This is a genomic window from Sanguibacter sp. 25GB23B1 (assembly GCF_040012415.1).
In the GTDB taxonomy this organism is placed as follows: domain Bacteria; phylum Actinomycetota; class Actinomycetes; order Actinomycetales; family Cellulomonadaceae; genus Sanguibacter.
In genome coordinates this window covers 1-20,817 of the sequence record NZ_JBDYKL010000016.1, presented here as the reverse complement: position 1 = coordinate 20,817, position 20,817 = coordinate 1, and the positions used below count along the sequence as shown (strand labels likewise).

The following is a 20,817-nucleotide window of genomic DNA, read 5'->3' as shown; positions in this document are numbered from 1 at the left end:
CGTTCAGAGCGACTCGACGAGCTCGGCGATCCGGTCGACGGCCTGATCCACCGGCACCTGCTCAGCCGTCCCGCCCACCCGTGGGCGCACCTCGACGACGCCGTCCGCGAGACCGCGGCCCACGACGACGACGAGCGGCACGCCGAGCAGCTCTGCGTCGGCGAACTTCACGCCGGGCGAGACCTTCGGGCGGTCGTCGAAGAGCACCTCGACGCCGCGTGTCGAGAGCGTCTGGGCGATCGACTCGGCGGCCTCGAACACCGCAGCGTCCTTTCCGGTCGCGACGACGTGGACGTGCGCGGGCGCGACGTGGGCGGGCCACGCGAGGCCCTTGTCGTCATGGTTCGCCTCGGCGAGGGCGGCGAGCGCTCGCGTCACCCCGATGCCGTAGGACCCCATCGTCACCGTGACCTGCTTGCCGTTGACGTCGAGAACCTTGAGACCGAGCGCTTCGGCGTACTTGCGACCGAGCTGGAAGATGTGACCGATCTCGATGCCGCGCGCGAGCTCCAGCGGGCCAGACCCGTCCGGGGCGGGGTCGCCCGCGCGCACCTCGGCGGCCTCGATGGTCCCGTCACCGACGAAGTCACGGCCGGCGACGAGGTCGAAGACGTGCTTCCCGGCCTCGTTCGCACCGGTGATCCAGCGCGTGCCGTGCACCACTCGGGGGTCGAGCAGGTAGCGGACGGCGGTGTCGACACCGGTGTTCGCCCGGCCGATCACTCCCGGGCCGATGTATCCCTTGACGAGCTGGGGGGCCTTGGCGAAGTCCGCATCGTTCGCGGGCTCGGCCTCGGCGGGCGCGACGGCGGCCTCGAGACGCTTGAGGTCGACCTCGCGGTCCCCGGGGAGCCCGACGACGACGAGCTCGCGCGTCCCGTCGGGGTGCACGAGCGCGAGGACGACGTTCTTCAGCGTGTCGGCGGCCGTCCAGACGCCACCGTCGGCACGCGGGTGCTCGGCGTTGGCGAGAGCGACGAGAGACTCGATCGTTGGGGTGGAGGGCGTGTCCTCGACGTGCGCCCCGGGCGCACCGGACCAGTCGAGTGCTGGCGGCGCCAGCGTCACGACGGCCTCGACGTTCGCCGAGTAGCCGCCGGGCGAGCGGACGAACGTGTCCTCACCGATCGCGGTGGGCGTGAGGAACTCCTCGCTGCGGGAGCCGCCCATCGCGCCGGAGGTGGCCGCGACGATGACGTAGTCGAGGCCGAGCCGCGTGAAGATGCGCTCGTAGGCGTCGCGCTGCGCCTGGTATGCGAGGTCGAGACCTGCGTCGTCGATGTCGAAGGAGTAGGCGTCCTTCATGATGAACTCGCGGCCGCGGATGAGGCCTGCGCGCGGGCGAGCCTCGTCGCGATACTTGGTCTGGATCTGGAAGAGCGTGACCGGCAGGTCCTTGTACGAGGAGTACAGGTCCTTGACGAGGAGCGTGAACATCTCCTCGTGGGTCGGCGCGAGGAGATACTCGGCGTCCCGTCGGTCCTTGAGCCGGAAGAGGTTGGGCCCGTACTCGGTCCACCGGTTCGTCGCCTCGTAGGGCTCGCGGGGCAGGAGCGCCGGGAAGTGCACCTCCTGGGCGCCGGTGCGCTCCATCTCCTCGCGGACGACGGCCTCGACCTTCGCGAGGACGCGCAGCCCGAGCGGGAGCCAGGAGTAGATCCCGGGCGCGGCGCGGCGGATGTACCCGGCGCGCAGGAGGAGCCGGTGGCTGGCGACCTCGGCGTCAGCCGGGTCCTCCCGCAGGGTCCGGACGAACAGCGTGGAGAGACGAAGAAGCATGTGCTGAGCCTAGTGGTTCACGAGCGACCGGCCGGACCGCCGCTAGAACAGCACCGTCGCGAACGTGCCGACCTGCTCGAACCCGACCCGACGGTATGTCGCGAGGGCCCGGGTGTTGTAGCTGTTGACGTAGAGGGAGACGACGGGGGCGACGTCCTTCCGGGTCGCCCGCACCACGGCGGCCATCCCCGAGGCGGCCAGCCCTCGGCCACGGTACGCCGGCGCCACCCACACGCCCTGCACCTGCGCGACCCTCCGGGTCACGGCGCCCAGCTCCGCCTTGAAGACGACGTCTCTCGCCCGGCCGTGCAGTGCGTCCGTCGTGCGTATCAGCGAGTGACGGTCGATGACGAGCGAGCGGACCCGGTCCTCGTAGGCGCTGCCCGCGAACGCGAGCGGCGAGTAGCCGACCTCTTCGATGAACATCTCGACGCACGCCGGGAGCAGCGCCGGGTAGTCGTCGAGCGTCGAGTAGCGCACCGCGTCGTCCGGCTCGACGAGAGGGTCGCTGTCGAGCACCATCGACGGCTGCTCGGTCCGCACGTCGCGCGGACGGGACCACCCGTCCTGGAGCCGGTCCCACAGGGCGAGCACGTGCCCGGCCTGTCCGACGATCGACGAGCACCTCCGTCCGCGGCTGCGTGCGAGGTTGGCGAACGCGTCGATCGCGTCGGGGACGTCGTCGGGGACGACCGGGACGAGGTTCGCACCCGACCAGCACACGGCCTCGAGCGGACCCTCGGCGGGGTAACCCCACACCTGGCCGGTCGTGCGCGCGAGCCCGAGGAGGATCGCGGTCTCGATCCGCGTGGCTGCCAGGACCGAGGCGACCGGGTCGAGCGCGCAGAGTGCCAGCGCCTGCACGAGGTCTGCGTCGGTGAGGACGCGGGCCTGCGGTGGGCGTCGCGGGAGCAGCCGCTCGGTCATCAGTGCCATGACGACATCGTGCCTCAGGCGCGCTCGCCCGGCGCCTCCACGGGCAGCGTCAGCTCACCGTGACGACTGCCGCGCCGCCCTCGCCCGGTGCGCGCTCCATGGTCTCGGCGATCCGCATCGCCTCTTCGATGAGCGTCTCGACGATGAGCGCCTCGGGGACGGTCTTGACAACCTCTCCGCGGACGAAGATCTGTCCCTTGCCGTTGCCGGACGCGACACCGAGATCGGCCTCGCGCGCCTCTCCCGGGCCGTTGACGACGCATCCCATGACGGCGACGCGCAGGGGCACGTCGAGGCCCTCCAGACCCGCGGTGACCTTCTCGGCCAGCGTGTAGACGTCAACTTGAGCACGACCGCACGACGGGCAGGACACGATCTCGAGCTTGCGCGGGCGCAGGTTGAGCGACTGGAGGATCTGGATGCCGACCTTGACCTCTTCGACGGGCGGCGCGGAGAGCGACACCCGGATCGTGTCGCCGATCCCCTTCGACAGGAGCGCACCGAACGCTGTCGCCGACTTGATCGTCCCCTGGAAGGCCGGCCCCGCCTCGGTCACGCCGAGGTGCAGGGGCCAGTCGCCGCGCTCGGAGAGCAGCTCGTAGGCGCGGACCATGATGACGGGGTCGTTGTGCTTCACGGAGATCTTGAAGTCGTGGAAACCGTGCTCCTCGAAGAGCGACGCCTCCCACACGGCCGACTCGACGAGTGCCTCGGGCGTCGCCTTGCCGTACTTCGCGAGCAGGCGGGGGTCGAGCGAGCCTGCGTTGACGCCGATGCGGATGGACACGCCTGCGTCGCTCGCAGCCCGCGCGATCTCCTTGATCTGGTCGTCGAACTTGCGGATGTTCCCCGGGTTGACACGCACTGCGGCGCAACCGGCATCGATCGCGGCGAAGACGTACTTCGGCTGGAAGTGGATGTCGGCGATGACCGGGATCTGCGACTTCTTCGCGATGGCAGGCAGCGCGAGCGCGTCGTCCGAGCTGGGGACGGCGACACGCACGATGTCGCAGCCTGCCGCGGTCAGCGCCGCGATCTGTTGGAGGGTCCCGTTGATGTCGGTCGTCGGCGTGGTCGTCATCGACTGGACGCTCACCGGAGCGTCACCACCGACCTCGACCTTCCCGACCTTGATCTTCCGCGTCCGACGACGGGGCGCCAGCACGGGCGCAGGGGCTTCTGGCATACCAAGACTGATAGGAACGCTCACCGGACCAGTATCCCCTGCGACGGAGGGCCGACGCGACGTGGGCGGGATCCGGCGCGACAACGCCGCACAGTCTTCACATCAACCTGATGGGCTTGACGATGTCGGCGTACACGAGCAGGAGCCCCATCGCGGCAAGGACGACGAAGACGCCGTAGGCGAGCGGCATCATCCGCGCGGTGTCCGCAGGCAGCGGCCGGTCACGACCCCGCACGCGCGCCACCTGGCGTCGCGCGCCCTCGTAGAGCGCCCCGACGACGTGCCCGCCGTCGAGCGGCAGGAGCGGGATGAGGTTGAACGCGAACAGGGCGATGTTCAGACCGGCGACCATCATGACGAGGTCGGCGGTCATGAGGTCGGCCCCGTACCCGTCGATCTCCGACGAGGTGATCTCCCCGGCGAAACGGCCGATGCCGACGACTCCGATCACGGAGTTCACGTCGCGCTCCTCGTCGCCGAAAGCGGCCTGTGCGACATCGACGAGCCGCTGTGGAAGCGTCGCGATGACGCTCGCAGTCTGCGAGAGCCTCTCCCCGATCATCTCGGGCACGAGCGTGATCGACTGCCCCTCGAGCTCCTCCGTGGGGCCGATGCCGAGGAACCCCGCAGGCTCCGTGATCGGCTCGCCCGACGCGTCGAGCCGCAGCGAACCGTCCTCCTCGTAGGTGGGACGGTCGGTGACGACCGGGGTGATCTCGCTCTCGACGCGCTCCCCGTCGCGCTCGACCACGATGCTCGTCGCCTCGCCACCGGTCTGCGCGATGAGCCCGGCGAGCTGGTCCCAGCCCGTGATGTCGTCGCCGCCGAACTCGACGATCGTGTCGCCGGGAAGCAGACCTGCCGCTGCTGCGGGCGCCTCGACGTCGGACTCCGAGCAGGTGGCGTCAGCGGGCGCGTCGAGGGGCAAGACACACTGGGAGACCCGCTCGAGAGTGGTCGTGGGCTGAAGCTGACCGAAGCCGACCACCACGACAGTCATGAGGACGACCGCGATGACGAGGTTCATCACCGGTCCCCCGAGCATCACGACGAGCTTCTTCGGGGCGGAGAGGTTGTAGAACGCCCGGTGCTCCTCCCCCGGGTGGATCTCCTCGGCGCTCGCGTCGCGGGCAGACTGGATGAGCTCGGCGATCCTGCCCTTCTTCGTGGCACGGCGCGGGTCGCCCGGAGGGTACATACCCACGAGGCGCACGTAGCCGCCGAGGGGGATCGCCTTGAGGCCGTACTCGGTCTCGCCCCGCGTCGTCGACCAGAGGGTCGGCCCGAAGCCCACCATGTACTGGCTGACGCGCACACCGAACCGCTTCGCGGGGACCATGTGCCCGATCTCGTGGAGACCGATCGACACGAGGACCCCGACGAGGATCACCAGCACACCGACGAGGTAAGCCATCACATCTCCTTGCACACGGCACCGCGGACGCGGTCACCGGTCGTCCCTCCGGAACCGTGACGCACGGGACCGGTCATCGTTGATCATGCCGCGCGACCCTGGGTGTTGGCAGGGAATGCGGGCGAGGAGCGAGCCTACCGCCGTGCGAGGATCTCCCGTGCTCGGGCGCGGGCCCAGCTCTCGGCCTCGAGAACGGCGTCGAGAGTGAGCTCTCCGTCGTGACGCACGTGCTCGTCGAGAACCTTCTCCACCGTGTCGACGATGTCGAGGAAACCGATCCGTCCCTCGAGGAACGCTGCCACGCACTCCTCGTTCGCGGCGTTGTAGACGGCCGGGTGCGTACCGGAGAGTCCCGCGACGTACCGGGCGAGGCGGACAGCGCCGAAGACCGTCTCGTCGAGGGGCTCGAAGGTCCACGACGTGGGGTCCGTCCAGCTGCACGGGCTGGCCACCTCGTCGAGCCGCTCGGGCCAGCTGAGCCCGAGCGCGATCGGCAGACGCATGTCCGGCGGGGACGCCTGGGCGATCGTCGAGCCGTCGACGAACTCGACCATCGAGTGCACGACCGACTGCGGGTGCACGACGACCGTGATGTCCTCCACCGGGACGTCGAAGAGCAGGTGCGCCTCGATGAGCTCGAGGCCCTTGTTCATGAGGGTCGCGGAGTTGATCGTCACGACCGGCCCCATCGACCACGTGGGATGGGCCAGTGCCTCGGGCGGCGTGACCGGCTTGAGCTCGTCACGCGCGAGACCACGGAACGGGCCGCCCGACGCGGTGAGGATGAGCCGGCGCACCTCGGCGCGCTCCCCCGAGCGCAGGCACTGCGCGATCGCCGAGTGCTCGGAGTCCACCGGGACGATCTGGTCGGAGCGCACCTGGGCTCCACCGACGAGCGACCCACCGACGACGAGCGACTCCTTGTTCGCCAGCGCCAGCGTCGAGCCCGCACGCAGGGCGGCGAGCGTCGGCGCGAGCCCGACCGATCCCGTGATGCCGTTGAGCACGACGTCCGACCCCGCGCCTGCGACGTGCGTCGCCGCGTCCGGGCCGGCGACGACCTCGATGGAGCCCGCGGGCCGGCCGGCGCGGCGGAGCCGCTCCTCGATCGCGTCGAGTGCCGGTCCGTGCCGGTTCTCGTCCGCGACGGCGACCGTGCCTACGCGCAGAGCAACCGCCTGCTCCGCGAGGAGGTCGACATCCCGACCGCCGGCGGAGAGCGCCTCGACGCGGAACCTGTCGGCGTGTCGCGTGATGACGTCGACAGCCTGTGTCCCGATCGATCCCGTCGAGCCGAGGATCGAGACGGTGCGAGGGCTACTCGACACCGAGCAGCACCTCCACGGCGCGTGCCAGGAAGGCGTCGACCGGCGCCTCGGCGTAGCCGTCGCGCCCCTTGCGAGAGCGGAAGACCGCTCCACGCACCTCGGCAGCCGTGAGCGCCTCGGTGTGGTCGAAGTACGCCACGAGCCGCTCGCAGAGGTCGTCGACGTCGTCCTTGTCGTAGCCGGGCTTGCCGCGCGCGGCGCTCTCGAAGCGCTCGCCGTCGGGGCGCCCGAGCCGGCCGTACAACGAACGGGCGCGGTCAGCCAGCTCGGCCATCCACACGCTCTGCCCGCGCGAGAGGATGACCTCGTGCCGCTGGCGGGCGACGAACGCGCTCTCGAGCCGGTCCAGCGCAGCGTCGACCTCGCTCGTCGTGTACCCGCCGCGGGTCAGCTCGAACGTGCACGCCTGGATGTCGCCGCTCGTGAGCGGCTCGGTCGCCGCCCCCTCGTAGACCTCGCGGGCGTGGTCGAAGAAGTCGTCGACCTCGTCCTGGTCGTACCCGAGCCTGAACCTCGACACCGACGAGAAGACCTTCGTCATCACTCTTCCTCTGCAGCCAGCTGCCCGCACGCACCATCGATATCGCTGCCGCGCGTGTCACGGATCGTGGTCGGGATCCCGTGCGCACGCAATCGTGCCACGAACTCCGCCTCGACGGCAGGATCGCTCGCGGTCCAGATCGACCCGGGCGTCGGGTTGAGCGGGATCGGGTTGACGTGGACCCATCCCTTGCCACGAGCGTTGAGCTTCTCGCCGAGCATGTCGGCGCGCCAGGCGTGGTCGTTCATGTCCCGGATGAGCGCGTACTCGATGCTCACGCGACGGCCCGTCACGACGAAGTAGTTGCGGGCCGCGTCGAGCACCTCGTCGACGGACCAGCGGGTGTTCACCGGGACGAGCGTGCTGCGCAGCTCGTCGTCCGGCGCGTGGAGGGAGAGCGCGAGCGTGACGGGGATGCCCTCTTTCGAGAGCTTGTTCATCGCCGGGACGAGACCGACCGTCGAGACAGTGATGTTGCGCGCAGACATCCCGAGACCGTCCGGGGTCGGCGCGACGCACTGACGAACGGTCCCCATGACGGCCTTGTAGTTCGCCAGCGGCTCCCCCATGCCCATGAACACGAGGTTGTTCAGCCGGGTGGGACCACCCGGGATCTCGCCGTCGGCGAGCGAGCGCGCCGCAGAACGGACCTGCTCCACGATCTCCGCCGTCGAGAGGTTGCGCGTCAGCCCGAGCTGGCCGGTGGCGCAGAACGGGCACGCCATCCCGCAGCCGGCCTGGCTCGACACGCACAGCGTGGTCCGGTTCGTGTACCGCATGAGCACGGACTCGACCTTGACCTGGTCGAAGAGGTGCCACAGGGTCTTGACGGTCGTGCCGCCGTCGGCCTGCATCGCTCTCGACTGCGTCAGCAGCGCTGGGAAGAGCTCGGCGACGAGGCGCTCACGTGTGGCCTTGGGGAGGTCGGTCATCGCGTCCGCGTCACGCGTGAGGTGCGTGAAGTAGTGCGTCGCGAGCTGCTTGGCCCGGAACGGCTTCTCGCCGAGCTCCGTGACCGCCACGACGCGTTCCTCGGGGGACATGTCCGCGAAGTGGCGTGGCGGCTTTCCGCGGCGCGGGGCCGTCATCGTCAAGGTGAGCGGCGTCGGTTGTGCAGCCATGGTGAGATCCAGTCGTTGCGGTGGTGGTGCAGCGTCAGGCGGGGAGCTCGGGCGCCACGGAGAGCAGGAGATAGACGAACGGCGCGGTCAGCAGCAGAGAGTCGAGGCGGTCGAGCACTCCCCCGTGACCGGGCAACAACGAGCCCATGTCCTTCAATTCTAGGTCCCGCTTGATGAGGGACTCCGAGAGGTCGCCGAGGGTCGCGGTGAGCGGCGTGAGGAAGCCGAGCATGAGTCCGACGATCGGGTTGATCTGGAGGACGAGGACCGAGCCGACCAGCCCGATCGCGAGGCAGAGGACGAACGAGCCTGCGAGCCCCTCCCAGCTCTTCTTCGGACTCACCGAGGGCGCGAGAGGGTGCCGACCGAAGAGCACTCCGGCGAAGTAACCGCCGACGTCGTTCGCCACCGCGAGCAGGATGAAGATGAGGACCTGCTCGCGACCGTTGTCCGCCGCGAGCATGAGCATGACGAAACCGCCCATGAGCGGCAGGTAGGACGCGGCGAAGACACCCGCTGCGGCGTCCTTCACCGCGGCGATGCCTCCGCCGTCGACCACCCGCCACACGACGACACCGGCGACGGTGAGGATGAACGAGACCATGAGAGCCTCGGAACCCGCCGTGTAGGTGGACACGAGCATCCCCGTCGTGCCGACCCAGAGCGGCAGCAGAGGGATGTGCACGCCGCGACGGCCGAGCGCTCTGGAGAGCTCCCAGAGCGCGGCGCCGATCGCCAGGATCGCGAAACCGATGAAGTACTCCTTGCGGAAGTACAACGACCCGCCGACGGCCGCGAGGAGCGCGACACCGACGAGGATCGCCATCGGCAGGTTCCGCCCGGTGCGAAGGGTGCGCGGAACCTGTTCAGAGTGTCCGGAGTCCACCATCAGACTTCGAGGAGCTCGGCTTCCTTGTTCGAGAGGAGCGCGTCGATGGCCTCGACGTGGCGCTTCGTGATCGCCTCGAGCTCCTTCTCCGCGCGAGTCCCCTCGTCCTCGCCGGCCTCTCCGTCCTTGACCAGCCGGTCGAGGGTCTCCTTGGCCTTGCGACGGATGCTGCGCACCGAGACGCGCGAGTCCTCCGCCTTCGTCTTGGCCAGCTTGACGTACTCCTTGCGGCGGTCCTCGGTGAGCACAGGCAGGACGATGCGGATGACGTTGCCGTCGTTGCTCGGGTTGACCCCGAGGTCCGAGTCGCGCAGCGCGCGCTCCATCGCCGGCAGCGCCGTCTTGTCGAACGGCGTGAGGAGGATGGTCCGCGCCTCCGGGGTGTTGAAGGACGCGAGCTGCTGCAGCGGCGTCGGCGTGCCGTAGTACTCGACGACGATCCTCGAGAACATCGAGGCGTTCGCCCGACCGGTGCGAATGGTCGCGAAGTCGTCCTTGGCGACCTGGATCGCCTTGTCCATCTTGTCTTCTGCCTCGAGCAGCGTCTCGTCGATCACCGGTACTCCTTCATCGTCATGGGACAGCCACGCGAGCAGCATGGCACGGTCGTTCCTCGGACGGCGGCACGCCGTCCGCTGTCATCCTGCAGTGACCAGCGTGCCGATCTTCTCACCCAGCAGAGCCCGGGTGACGTTCCCTGCCTCGTCCATGCCGAACACGCGCATCCGCACGTCGTTGTCGCGGCACAGGCTCAGCGCGGTCGCGTCCATCACAGCAAGGTCCTTGACGAGCGCGTCCGTGTAGGTGACGTGGTCGAGCTTCGTCGCAGACGCATCCTTGCGTGGGTCGGCCGTGTAGACGCCGTCGACACCGTTCTTGCCCATGAGGACCTCGTGGCAGTGCGTCTCGAGCGCGCGCTGGGCCGCGACGGTGTCAGTGGAGAAGTAAGGCATGCCCGCCCCCGCACCGAAGATGACGACCCGTCCCTTCTCGAGGTGCCGGATCGCGCGCAGCGGGATGTACGGTTCCGCGACCTGCCCCATGGCGATGGCGGTCTGCACCCGTGTGCTCACGCCGGCCTGCTCGAGGAAGTCCTGGAGCGCCAAGCAGTTCATCACTGTCCCGAGCATCCCCATGTAGTCGGCCCGAGCACGGTCGAGACCCTGCTGGGAGAGCTCGGCTCCGCGGAAGAAGTTGCCTCCCCCGACGACGATCGCGACCTGGACACCCGCAGCGACAGCCTCGGCGATCTCTGCTGCCACCCGGCGGACGACCGCCGACGCGAGCCCGATCTGGCCGCCCCCGAACGCCTCGCCGGAGAGCTTGAGCAGGACGCGCCTGGCTCCCGGGTCGACATGTGCCTTCTCGTGCGTGCTGTGGTCTGTCAAGGTTCGAGCCACCTGTCTTCCTGCCGTCGACCGATCAGTCGGTGTGTACGGAAGCCCGGCCCGCAGAAGAGCGGACCGGGCTGCCGATGGTGCTGAGGTCAGGAACCGACGCGGAAGCGGACGAACTCCGTGACGGAGCCCTTCGCCTCGGCGAGGACCTGCGTGACGGTCTTCTTCGGGTCCTTCGCGAGCGGCTGGTCGAGGAGCACGACGTCCTTGAAGAACCCACCGAGGCGACCCTCGATGATCTTCGGCAGCGCGGCCTCGGGCTTGCCCTCGTTGCGCGAGGTCTCCTCGGCGATGCGGCGCTCGCTGGCGACCGTCTCGGCGGGGACGTCCTCACGGGACAGGAAGGTCGGGGACATCGCCGCGATGTGCTGGGCGATGTCCTTCGCGACTGCGGAGCCGGCCTCGTCCGTGCCGACGAGCACGCCGATCGACGGGGGGAGGTCCTTGCTCGTGCGGTGCAGGTAGCTGGTGACCTTCGGAGCGGCGACGCTCACGACGCGACGCAGGACGATCTTCTCGCCGAGCGTCGCAGCGGTGGTCGAGACGAGCTCCGAGAGGGTCTGACCGTCAGCCTCGGCGGCCAGGGCCGCGTCGACCTCGGTCGCTCCGCTGGCGACGACCGCAGCGAGCACACGCTCGGCGAGCGCGACGAAGCTGTCGCTCTTCGCGACGAAGTCCGTCTCCGAGTTGATCTCGATCATGGTGCCGACCTCGCCGGCGTCGGTCGGGGTGACGACGAGAGCGACGAGGCCCTCCGAGGTCGTGTTCCCCTCACGCTTGCTGACGCCCTTGAGCCCCTTGATACGGATGATCTCGAGAGCCTTCTCGGCGTTGCCGTCAGCCTCGTCGAGAGCCTTCTTGACGTCGAGCATGCCCGCACCCGTGCGCTCGCGCAGCGCCTTGATGTCTGCGGCGGTGTAGTTCGCCATATCTGTGTCCTTTGAGTGAAGAAGCGGTTGAGCGGGAGCTGGGTGGCCGGCGGACGAGTCCCCCCCCCCCCCCCCCCCCCCCCCCCCCCCACCAGGTACACCCTGCTTACTTGGACTCGGCCTCGGGAGCGGACTCCGCGACGACAGGCGCCTCGGCCGCGGCCTCGGGAGCAGCAGCCTCTGCGGCGGGGGCCGCAGGAACCGGAGCGGCGGGCGCGGCGGTCTCGGCAGCCGGAGCGTCCGCAGCCGGCGCCTCGGTGACAGGAGCCTCAGCAGCAGGAGCCTCGACGGCAGCTGCAGCGTCGGCCTTCGCCGGCTCGGCGGCGTCGGTGGTCGCTGCCGGGGCCTCGGCGACCGCCTCGGAGGAGGTGAGGAGCTCGCGCTCCCACTCAGCGAGGGGCTCCGTCTCGGTGCCGGTCTCCGCTGCCGCACCGGACTTGCCGGCGTGACGCTGGATGAGGCCCTCGGCGACCGCGTCGGCGATGACTCGCGTCAGCAGCGCGACGGCGCGGATCGCGTCGTCGTTGCCGGGGATCTTGTAGTCCACGACGTCGGGGTCGCAGTTGGTGTCGAGGATCGCGACGATCGGGATGTGCAGCTTGCGCGCCTCGTCGACAGCGAGGTGCTCCTTGTTCGTGTCGACGATCCACACGGCGGACGGCACGCGAGCCATGTCGCGGATACCACCGAGGGTGCGGGCGAGCTTGTCGCGCTCGCGACGCATGATGAGCAGCTCCTTCTTCGTGAAGGCGCTCCCGGCGACGTCGTCGAAGTCGATCTGCTCGAGCTCCTTGAGGCGCTGCAGGCGCTTGTTCACCGTCTGGAAGTTGGTGAGCATGCCACCGAGCCAGCGGTGGTTGACGTACGGCATGCCGACGCGCACGGCCTGCTCCGCGACGGGCTCCTGCGCCTGCTTCTTCGTACCGACGAAGAGGATGGACCCACCGTGGGCCACCGTCTCCTTGACGAACTCGTACGCCGTGTCGATGTACGTGAGGGACTGCTGGAGGTCGACGATGTAGATGCCGTTGCGCTCCGTGAAGATGAATCGCTTCATCTTCGGGTTCCAACGACGGGTCTGGTGTCCGAAGTGGACACCGCTCTCGAGGAGCTGGCGCATGGTCACGACGGCCATGGCACTTCCTTTCGGTGCGCCCCGAGATCCTCGGGCATCGCACGCTTGTTGGCGGCCCTCACGGACCGCGTTCCGGTTGCTGACAGGCTCCGGATGGAGCAGGTCTCTGCACCACGAGCGACGACGCCGGGTGTCCCCGGACCGCTGTCGTCGGCTCGAGCCGGACTGAGCCGGCCGTCTGGTGCGTGAAGTCGATCGCGTCCGGTCGTCGCACAGTCTCCTGGCGCGAGGTCGAGGACCTCGTCCTGGGTCGTGTGGACAGCACGAACGTGCCGATCGCGTCTAGCAGTCTACCTGACGTCCAGCCTGTGGACTGCCGTGATGGTCCACACTCCGTCGCGCGCTCCCCCGTCGGTCGTCCGACCGCCCCACGATGGAGGCATGACCTCACTCCGTCGCTCCGCCAGGCCTGCGCGATCTGTCCTCCTCGTGCTGGCGTTCTCGGGGATCCTCGCCGCCGGCGTCCCGGTCCCACCCGCCGGGGCCCGTCCGGTGTCGGTGCAGCCTGAGCACCACCTCGTCCCCTCCGGCGGTTCTACCGTCGGCGCGACCCGCGCCGAGCTGCGATCCTCCGGGGTCCTCGTCCGTGAGTTCGATCCCCCCACCGCGCGCTGGGGACCGGGCCACCGCGGGGTCGACCTGCGATCCGCGAACGAGGCCCCGGTTCTCGCGCCACAGGCGGGGACCGTCGCGTTCGTCGGCGTCGTCGTCGACCGGCCGCTCGTCGTCATCAGCCACGCCGACGGGCTGCGGTCGACGCTGGAACCGGTGGCGAGCGACCTCACCACCGGCACCGCCGTCGCTCGTGGTGACGTCGTCGGAGTCCTCGCGCCGGGCGTCGCGACGCACTGCGCTCCGGCGACGTGCCTGCACTGGGGCGTGCGGCGCGGCGAGGAGTACATCGACCCCCTGACGCTCGTCGTCGAGAACGAGGCGGTGATCCTACTCCCCCTCGTTCCCCGGTGAGGACCGGGTGGGGGCCGAGCGCGGCTCGAGCCTCAGAGACCTTCGCTCGTGGTGAGCTTCGTCCGGAGCCGCGTCATCGCGGCCGTGTGCATCTGCGAGATCCGTGACTCGGTCACCCCGAGGACTCGGCCGATCTCCGCGAGCGTCATGCCCTCGTAGTAGTAGAGCACCAGCATGATCTTCTCCCGCTCGCCGAGCTGCTCCATCGCCTGGGAGAGCAGGAACTTCGTCTCCTTCGCCTCGAACGTCCGGGCCGGGTCGTGGCTCCGTGCGCGCTGGACGGCGTCGAGGGCGCTCACCTGCTCGATGCGGTCGCCGGCCCCGAGGACCTCGTCGAGCGCGACGAGGTTGACGTTCGCCACCTGACCCTGGATCCCCCGCAGCTCGGACTCGGTGATCTCCATGCGTGCGGCGATCTCGGTGTTGGTCGGGGCGCGGTGCAGCTCGCCCTCGAGCTCGGCGTGCGCACGGTCGATCGCCCGCGCCTTGCTCCGGACCGACCGTGGGATCCAGTCGACAGCACGCAGCTCGTCGAGGATGGCGCCGCGGATGCGTGAGTTGGCGTAGGTCTCGAACTTGACGTCCCGGCCGATCTCGAACTTCTCGATCGCATCGATGAGACCGAACATCCCGTACGAGACGAGGTCCGCGTGCTCGACCGAGCTCGGCAGGCGCATGCCGACCCGGGACGCGACCATCGCGACGAGCGGTGCGTAGTGGAGGATGAGCCTCTCGCGGAGCGGGGCCGTGCGACAGAGCTTGTACTGCTCCCAGACGACGAGGATCTCGACCTCGGCCGCCCCGCCGAGACGGTGCGCTCCGTCCGTCCCTTCCGCGGTCGGCGCCTCGATCCGGGCAGCGCTGTCGAGGCGTGCGTGCAGGAGTCCTGACCGTGCGGGCCTCCGGAGGGTGGACGACGCCGACGCTCCGGCAGGGACAGCGGCAGGACGAGCAGGCATCTGGCTCTCGAAATCTCTCATGCGCGGGGGTGCGCCAACTGGTACGAGGTCCGCAGGCGCTCTGCAGAGACGTGCGTGTAGCGCTGGGTCGTCGCCAGCGTCGCGTGACCGAGGACCTCCTGGACGGTCCGGAGGTCGGAGCCGCCCTGCAGGAGGTGGGTCGCCGCGCTGTGGCGCAGGTCGTGCGGGGCGACGTCGTCGACCCCCGCGACCGCCGCGAGACGGTGCACCGCCTCGCGCACCTGGCGCTGTCCCCAACGCTGCCCGCGCTGTCCGACGAACAGCGCCTCTGTGCGGCTCTGGCCGATGAGCTTCGGCCGGCCAGACTCGCACCATGCCTCGATCGCACGCGCTGCCGGCACCCCGAAGGGGACGACGCGTTCCTTGTCGCCCTTGCCGATCACCCGGGCGGTCCGTTCCGAGACGTCGACGTCGGAGAGGTCGAGCTCGACGATCTCCCCGACACGCGCGCCGGTCGCGTAGAGCAGCTCGACGCACGCCCAGGTCCGCAGGTCCGACGGTGTGCCGTCGGCGGCGATGTCACGGGCCGCGTCCATGAGCGTCGCAGCACTGTCCACGGCGAGCACGGTCGGGAGGGACTTGTGGAGGCGTGGGCTCGCGAGGCGGGCCGACGGGTCGTCGTCGATGCGTCCTGTCCGGGCGGCCCAGTCGAAGAAGGTGCGGATCGCGGCGCCGCGCCGCGCGACCGTCGAGCGAGAGAGCTGTCGACCTGCCATCTCCGCGAGCCAGGCGCGGAGCATCGCGAGATCGATCTCCTCGAACGCGTGGACGTCGCGTCCTCGCGCGAACGCGAAGAGCTGCTCGAGGTCGGAGGAGTACGCCCGGACGGTGTGGGCGGAGAGTCCGCGCTGAGCGGTCAGATGCATCGCGAAGTCGGCCAGGACTCCTGGCACTTCGCGGGGCTCGTCAGCCCCTTGCGGCGGATGCATGCCAATACGGTGACGGAGGCACGCGTCGGATTCAAGGCTGAGGTCTTCGTGCACCGGATCTGGCTGTCCGTTTCTCGGGGTTTCATGTTGATTCGGCCTGGGGATCATCAGGCCTCCGTACAAACTTCACCCCTTCTCCACGGCCCTGATCTGCGGTTTCATGACATGGCCCTGCTCCAGCCCGACGGATCGCGCCGAGCCAGGCCGCGCATCTCGAGCCGGCCGAGCGACGCCATCGCCTCGTCCACGCTCACTCCTGCTTCACGGACGATGACGGTCAGGTCGGTCCCGTGTCCCACTGGCAGCGCGTCGAAGACCTGCTGGTCCGACAGCTCGAGGCCGTCGTGCGGCCGTCGCACCGCCGAGTCCCGCCGTCCGTCACGATCGGCAGCGCCTGCACGGTCGGCCCCCGCGGAACCCGCGAGCTCCCGCACGTCGTCAGCATCCGTGACGCAGACCGCACGCCCATCACGCAGCAAGCGGTGACAGCCGGCTGACGCCATGGAGGTCACTGGCCCAGGAACGGCACCCACCGGACGGAGGAGCTCGAACGCGCGACCCGCCGTCGCCAAGGAACCTGACCGCCAGGCGGCCTCGACCACGACGGTCGCCGAGCTCGCCGCGGCGATGAGGCGGTTGCGCTTGAGGAAACGGACCCTGCTCGGCACACCACCGGGCGGGACCTCGCTGACGAGCAGGCCGCCCCGCTCCGCGACCGCCCTCAACAGCTGCGCGTTCCCCGCCGGGTACAGGCGGTCGACGCCGCCGGCGAGGAACGCGACGGTCGTCCCGCCTGCGGCGAGCGAGCCCCGGTGGGCCGCGGCGTCGATGCCGTACGCACCGCCGGAGACCGCTCCGAAACCGTGGTCGGCCAGAGCCGCAGCCATCTCGCCCGCCACCCGGTCGCCGTAGTCGGTGCTCGCCCGAGCGCCGACGAGAGAGACCGAGCGGGCGAGCGTCGTGTCGACGCGCCCCTCACCGCGGACCCACAGGCACAACGGCGCCCCCGCACCGAGGTCGTCCAGGCTCGACGGCCACTCCTCGTCCTCCGGGGTCACGAGCCTGCCCCCCAGCTCATGGAGCGCCACGACGTCCCGACGGGGATCCAGCCCCCGCAGCCGAGGGGACCATCGACCGACCGCACGGACAAGGCGCTGACGCACCCGCGGGTCGTCGACCTCGAGTCGATCCATGAGCTGCGAGACGCCCCGCGTCACGAGGTCCGCGTCGGTGCCCAGCGCACACAGCCACCTCAGACCGGCGACGGGACCGACCGCGCCGACGAGCATCCCCGCGACCTCGTCCGCCGGCTCGACGACGCGGCTCCACGCCGCCCGGGCGAGAGCCGTCTCGGACGTCTCCGCACGGAGCGTCACAGCCCCTGCCCCCTCGTCCGCAGGAGCAGCGCCTTGCCGATGTCGTCGGGGGCAGGCGCCGCCCGACCCGCCAGGTCGGCGAGCGTCCACGCCACGCGCAGGACACGGTCCGCCCCCCGCAGGCTCAGCGTCCCCCGGTCCAGGGCACGGTCGAGCTCGGCGAGGAGCGAGCGGTCCGCTCCCAACCTGTCCCTGAGCCATGTCCCCGGGACCTCTCCGTTGCTCACCCACCGCGTTCCCGCCAGACGCTCGCGAGCCGTGTCCCGCGCACCGGCGACCCGGAGCGCGACGACAGCCGTGCTCTCCGGCCGGCTCGCGCCGACCACGTCGAGCCGAGTCACCTGGTGCACCTCCACCTGGAGATCGACGCGGTCGAGGAGCGGCCCCGAGAGTCTCGCGAAGTAGCGCCGACGCGCCATGGCGCTGCAGCTGCAGTCGAGCCCCTTCCCGATCGCGAGCCCGCACGGGCACGGGTTGGCCGCGAGCACGAGCTGGAAGCGTGCCGGGTACCGGGCGCTCCCCGCCGCACGCTGGATGACGAGCTCGCCGTGCTCGAGCGGCTGGCGGAGGGTCTGGAGCACCCGCGGGGAGAACTCGGGCGCCTCGTCCATGAACAGCACACCTCGGTGTGCCCGAGAAGCCGCACCGGGCCTGGGCATCCCCGAACCACCGCCGACGATCGCCGCCGGCGTAGCCGTGTGGTGCGGGTCCTCGAACGGCGGCCGGACGAGCAGGCCCGCCGCGGGATCGAACGTCCCGGCGACCGAGTGGACAGACGTCACCTCGACGGCCTCCTCTTCCGTGAGGTCGGGCAGGAGACCGGGCAAGCGAGACGCGAGCATCGTCTTGCCCGTGCCTGGCGGACCGACCATGAGCAGGTGGTGACCTCCCGCTGCAGCGACCTCGAGCGCAGCCCTGGCCGGCAGCTGCCCCACGACGTCGCTCAGCTCCGCAGGCTCGCCGGGGGCGTCTCGCACAGCCTCCCGGCGCCGGGTGACCGGTTGTCCGTCGCCAGGGGCCACATCAGCGCCGTACAGACCGGCCAGCTCGCCGAGCGAGTGCACCGCCACGACCCGGACGCCCGGCACGAGCCTCGCCTCCGCCTCGTCGGCCGCCGGCACCACCACGGTCTCCACGCCTTCCTGCCGCGCGGCGACGATCGCCGGGAGGACGCCACGCACGGCATGCACCCGGCCGTCGAGACCGAGCTCCCCGATGTGCGCGGCCCGAGCCGGTGCGCCGGGCTCGATGAGACCGGCGCCCGCGAGGATCGCGACGGCGATCGCGAGGTCGAAACCCGACCCGGCCTTGGGCAGCGAGGCCGGTGACAGGTTGACGGTCACCTTGCGCTGCGGCAGGACGAGACCCGAGGACGAGATCGCGGCACGCACCCGGTCGCGCGACTCGGCCAGCGCCGCGTCGGGCAGACCGACGAGCGTGAAGCCCGGCACCGACGCAGCGAGGTGCGCCTCGACCTCGATGAGATGCCCGCGCAGACCCACGAGGCACACAGCCAGCGTGCGTCCGAGGGACATCAGCAGACCGCCCTGAGGTGCTCGACCTGAGCCGCGCCCGAGCGGCCGAGGACGATCGCGACCACGTCGATCCGGACGGAGGCCGCGCGCGTCTCGTGCTCGTGCAACCACTGGCCCGCGAGTCGCCTCAACCGGGCGACCTTCAGCGGGGTGACGGCCTCCGCCGGGTGGCCGAAACCGGTGCCTCGCCGGGTCTTGACCTCGACGACGACCAGCTCGTCTCCGTCCAGAGCGACGATGTCGAGCTCTCCCCTGACGCCCCGCCAGTTCCGGTCCACCACCTGATAGCCGGCCTCCGTGAGGAACCGTGCTGCGACGTTCTCACCGTGGCGCCCGACCGCGATCCGTGCGTTGTCCATGTCCCACCTCCGCGGCACACTCTCCGCGAGGGGTCGGCACCACACGGCGCTGTAGGGCCTTCGCTGTGGAGGGCCGAGCCGCGCGTCAGGGTGTGGGCGACATGATCGGCCGGGCTAGCGCACGGCCATCAGATCAGAGCTCGAGCTCGGCCTGTGCCAGCTCCTCGACGTTGACGTCCTTGAAGGTCACCACACGGACCGACTTCACGAAACGCTTGGACCGGTAGACGTCCCACACCCAGGCGTCGCTGAGGCTCACCTCGAAGTACACCTCGCCCGCGGCGGAACGGACCTGCAGCTCCACCGTGTTCGCCAGGTAGAAGCGCCTCTCTGTCTCCACGACGTACGCGAAGAGACGCACCACGTCTCGGTACTCGCGATAGAGCGCGAGCTCCATCTCGGTCTCGTAGTTCTCCAGATCCTCAGCGCTCACTGAACCATCATGGACCATCGACCGAGGTTGTCGCGGCGAGCGGGCTCCCGGGCAACCGCCAGCTGACCCGGTGCAGCGGGCTCGGGCCGTGCTCGACGAGCGCCGCGACGTGCTGTGCCGACCCGTAGCCCTTGTTGCGGTTCCAGCCGTACTCCGGCCGCGCTCGCGCGTGCTCCGTCATCTCTCCGTCACGCGAGCACTTGGCCACGACGCTCGCCGCAGCGACGGACGCGCACGTGAGATCAGCCTTGACCCGGGTGTGGACGACGGGTTCGACGTAGCCGTCGGGAACCGGCGCCTCAGGACCGTCGAGCAGGTCGAAGAGGTCAGGCTGCGGCTGCGTGAGCCAGTCGTGGGACCCGTCCAGCAGGACGACGTCCACCGGTCCCACCTGCGCGGCCACCGCGACGAGCGCTCGCTGCCCCGAGAGCCGCAGCGCCTTGATGATGCCGAGCTCGTCGATCTCCTGCGACGAGGCCGAACCCACGGCGTACGTGACCGACCACCGGGCGATGAGCGGCACATAGTCGTCCCGGGCCCGCGCGGTGAGCACCTTGGAGTCGGTCAGCCCCACAGGGCACGGACCGGTGCCGCTGTCGACGACGCACACACCCACGCTCACCGGGCCGGCGAGCGCACCTCGGCCGACCTCGTCCATGCCCGCGACGAGCCGCGCGCCCGAGCCGAGCAGCTCCTGCTCGTGCGACAGGTCGGCGAACACCGGGGGGACGCTCACACGCTTGCTCACGGTTCGGGGACGTCGTCGAACGTCTCACCGGGGTTCTTCAGCCAACCGGCCCGGTCGAGCGGCCATACCGTGACGAACGCAGTCCCGACGACGTTGTCCAGCGGGACGAAGCCACCACCGGGGCCACCGCCGTTGTAGCGGGAGTCCGTCGAGTTCGAGCGGTTGTCCCCCATGACCCACAGGGCGTCGTCAGGGACGACCTTGTCGAACTCCAGGGCGGAGGGCGCGGTGCCGGGCTTGAGGTACGGCTCGACGATCGCCTGTCCGTTGACGGTGACGAGACCTTGCGCGTCGCAGCACACGACGTGGTCCCCGCCGATCGCGACGACCCGCTTGATGAGGTGCTCACCGGAGTCGTGCGGCAAGAGACCCACGAAGGTCAGCACGTCGGTGACCTTCTGCTGGACCGCGGTGCGTTCGGGCTTGTCCGTGCCGTCGAGCCAGGTGCCCGGGTCCTTGAACACCACGATGTCCCCACGGTGCACGTCGAAGATCCCGGGCACCATCTTCGACACGAGCACGCGATCGTCGTTGATCAGCGTGTCTTCCATCGAGCCGCTCGGGATGAAGAAGGCCTGCACGAAGAAGGACTTGATGACCCACGACAGGACGAGCGCGCTGACGAGGATGATCACCGCCTCGCGAAGGAGCGAGCCCTTTCGTGGCTTGGGCCTCGCGGCGGGCGTCACTGTCTCGTCGGGCGCGTCGTCAAGGGTCACCCGCATACTCTGCCACCACTTGCCTGCCGGCACGACCACCGTCGGTCCGCTCGGGCGTCTCCCTGCACTCCCTGGAGACACCGCTGGGGGGGGGGGGGGGGGGGGGGGGGGGGGGGG

General features: G+C 70.0%; 21 protein-coding genes. 1 reads left to right on the top strand and 20 read right to left on the bottom strand.

Annotated features, from left to right (window positions below; translation table 11 throughout):
* Positions 1 to 3 precede the first annotated feature (3 nt).
* The 12 genes from ABKW26_RS10570 to rpsB form a co-directional block, all read right to left on the bottom strand.
* A complete protein-coding gene (locus ABKW26_RS10570; protein WP_348593471.1) occupies positions 4 to 1,779 on the bottom strand; it encodes a proline--tRNA ligase in 1,776 nt (591 codons plus the stop codon).
* Between the two features lie 42 nt (positions 1,780 to 1,821).
* On the bottom strand, positions 1,822 to 2,715 hold the full coding sequence (locus ABKW26_RS10565) for a GNAT family N-acetyltransferase (RefSeq protein ID WP_348593469.1): 894 nt from the start codon (positions 2,713 to 2,715) through the stop codon (positions 1,822 to 1,824).
* Between the two features lie 49 nt (positions 2,716 to 2,764).
* Positions 2,765 to 3,901: a flavodoxin-dependent (E)-4-hydroxy-3-methylbut-2-enyl-diphosphate synthase gene (ispG, locus tag ABKW26_RS10560; protein WP_348593467.1), complete on the bottom strand. Its 1,137-nt coding sequence runs from the start codon at positions 3,899 to 3,901 to the stop codon at positions 2,765 to 2,767.
* A 97-nt stretch (positions 3,902 to 3,998) separates the two neighbouring features.
* Positions 3,999 to 5,315, bottom strand: coding sequence for a site-2 protease family protein (locus ABKW26_RS10555; protein WP_348593465.1), 1,317 nt, complete (start codon positions 5,313 to 5,315; stop codon positions 3,999 to 4,001).
* A 134-nt stretch (positions 5,316 to 5,449) separates the two neighbouring features.
* Positions 5,450 to 6,643 (bottom strand): 1-deoxy-D-xylulose-5-phosphate reductoisomerase, encoded by a 1,194-nt coding sequence (gene dxr, locus ABKW26_RS10550; RefSeq protein WP_348593463.1) that lies wholly within the window; start codon positions 6,641 to 6,643, stop codon positions 5,450 to 5,452.
* Positions 6,633 to 7,184 (bottom strand): DivIVA domain-containing protein, encoded by a 552-nt coding sequence (locus ABKW26_RS10545; protein ID WP_348593461.1) that lies wholly within the window; start codon positions 7,182 to 7,184, stop codon positions 6,633 to 6,635. The genes dxr and ABKW26_RS10545 overlap by 11 nt, the downstream gene beginning before the upstream one ends.
* On the bottom strand, positions 7,184 to 8,305 hold the full coding sequence (gene rlmN / locus ABKW26_RS10540) for a 23S rRNA (adenine(2503)-C(2))-methyltransferase RlmN (RefSeq protein WP_348593459.1): 1,122 nt from the start codon (positions 8,303 to 8,305) through the stop codon (positions 7,184 to 7,186). Before rlmN ends, ABKW26_RS10545 begins: the two co-directional genes overlap by 1 nt.
* 34 nt (positions 8,306 to 8,339) lie before the next feature.
* Complete coding sequence (locus ABKW26_RS10535) at positions 8,340 to 9,194, bottom strand: phosphatidate cytidylyltransferase (protein WP_348593457.1); 855 nt, start codon at positions 9,192 to 9,194, stop codon at positions 8,340 to 8,342.
* Entirely contained in the window at positions 9,194 to 9,751 is a 558-nt protein-coding gene (gene frr, locus ABKW26_RS10530) for a ribosome recycling factor (protein WP_348593456.1), read from the bottom strand. The genes ABKW26_RS10535 and frr overlap by 1 nt, the downstream gene beginning before the upstream one ends.
* An 81-nt stretch (positions 9,752 to 9,832) precedes the next feature.
* Positions 9,833 to 10,582 carry a UMP kinase gene (gene pyrH, locus ABKW26_RS10525; protein ID WP_348593454.1) on the bottom strand — a complete coding sequence of 250 codons (750 nt, stop codon included), beginning with the start codon at positions 10,580 to 10,582 and terminating at the stop codon, positions 9,833 to 9,835.
* A gap of 98 nt (positions 10,583 to 10,680) precedes the next feature.
* Positions 10,681 to 11,520, bottom strand: a complete 840-nt coding sequence (gene tsf, locus ABKW26_RS10520) for a translation elongation factor Ts (RefSeq protein ID WP_348593452.1) — start codon at positions 11,518 to 11,520, stop codon at positions 10,681 to 10,683.
* A gap of 106 nt (positions 11,521 to 11,626) precedes the next feature.
* Positions 11,627 to 12,655: a 30S ribosomal protein S2 gene (rpsB, locus tag ABKW26_RS10515; protein ID WP_348593450.1), complete on the bottom strand. Its 1,029-nt coding sequence runs from the start codon at positions 12,653 to 12,655 to the stop codon at positions 11,627 to 11,629.
* A 381-nt stretch (positions 12,656 to 13,036) separates the two neighbouring features.
* Between rpsB and ABKW26_RS10510 the strand changes: the two genes are divergently transcribed.
* Positions 13,037 to 13,621, top strand: a complete 585-nt coding sequence (locus tag ABKW26_RS10510) for a M23 family metallopeptidase (protein ID WP_348593448.1) — start codon at positions 13,037 to 13,039, stop codon at positions 13,619 to 13,621.
* Positions 13,622 to 13,653: 32 nt separating this feature from the next.
* Here ABKW26_RS10510 and ABKW26_RS10505 read toward each other — a convergent pair whose 3' ends face one another.
* The 8 genes from ABKW26_RS10505 to lepB form a co-directional block, all read right to left on the bottom strand.
* Positions 13,654 to 14,580, bottom strand: coding sequence for a FliA/WhiG family RNA polymerase sigma factor (locus ABKW26_RS10505; RefSeq protein WP_348593447.1), 927 nt, complete (start codon positions 14,578 to 14,580; stop codon positions 13,654 to 13,656).
* A gap of 17 nt (positions 14,581 to 14,597) precedes the next feature.
* A complete protein-coding gene (locus ABKW26_RS10500) occupies positions 14,598 to 15,530 on the bottom strand; it encodes a tyrosine recombinase XerC (protein WP_348593445.1) in 933 nt (310 codons plus the stop codon).
* Between the two features lie 158 nt (positions 15,531 to 15,688).
* Positions 15,689 to 16,906 carry a DNA-processing protein DprA gene (gene dprA, locus ABKW26_RS10495; RefSeq protein ID WP_348593444.1) on the bottom strand — a complete coding sequence of 406 codons (1,218 nt, stop codon included), beginning with the start codon at positions 16,904 to 16,906 and terminating at the stop codon, positions 15,689 to 15,691.
* Positions 16,903 to 18,441 carry a YifB family Mg chelatase-like AAA ATPase gene (locus ABKW26_RS10490; RefSeq protein WP_348593442.1) on the bottom strand — a complete coding sequence of 513 codons (1,539 nt, stop codon included), beginning with the start codon at positions 18,439 to 18,441 and terminating at the stop codon, positions 16,903 to 16,905. The genes dprA and ABKW26_RS10490 overlap by 4 nt, the downstream gene beginning before the upstream one ends.
* Positions 18,441 to 18,800 (bottom strand): YraN family protein, encoded by a 360-nt coding sequence (locus ABKW26_RS10485; protein WP_348593440.1) that lies wholly within the window; start codon positions 18,798 to 18,800, stop codon positions 18,441 to 18,443. The genes ABKW26_RS10490 and ABKW26_RS10485 overlap by 1 nt, the downstream gene beginning before the upstream one ends.
* Before the next feature lie 133 nt (positions 18,801 to 18,933).
* Positions 18,934 to 19,233 carry a DUF2469 domain-containing protein gene (locus ABKW26_RS10480; RefSeq protein ID WP_098454748.1) on the bottom strand — a complete coding sequence of 100 codons (300 nt, stop codon included), beginning with the start codon at positions 19,231 to 19,233 and terminating at the stop codon, positions 18,934 to 18,936.
* A 7-nt stretch (positions 19,234 to 19,240) separates the two neighbouring features.
* Entirely contained in the window at positions 19,241 to 19,969 is a 729-nt protein-coding gene (locus tag ABKW26_RS10475) for a ribonuclease HII (protein ID WP_348593438.1), read from the bottom strand.
* An 8-nt stretch (positions 19,970 to 19,977) separates the two neighbouring features.
* Entirely contained in the window at positions 19,978 to 20,700 is a 723-nt protein-coding gene (gene lepB / locus ABKW26_RS10470) for a signal peptidase I (RefSeq protein ID WP_348593436.1), read from the bottom strand.
* Between the last annotated feature and the right edge of the window lie 117 nt (positions 20,701 to 20,817).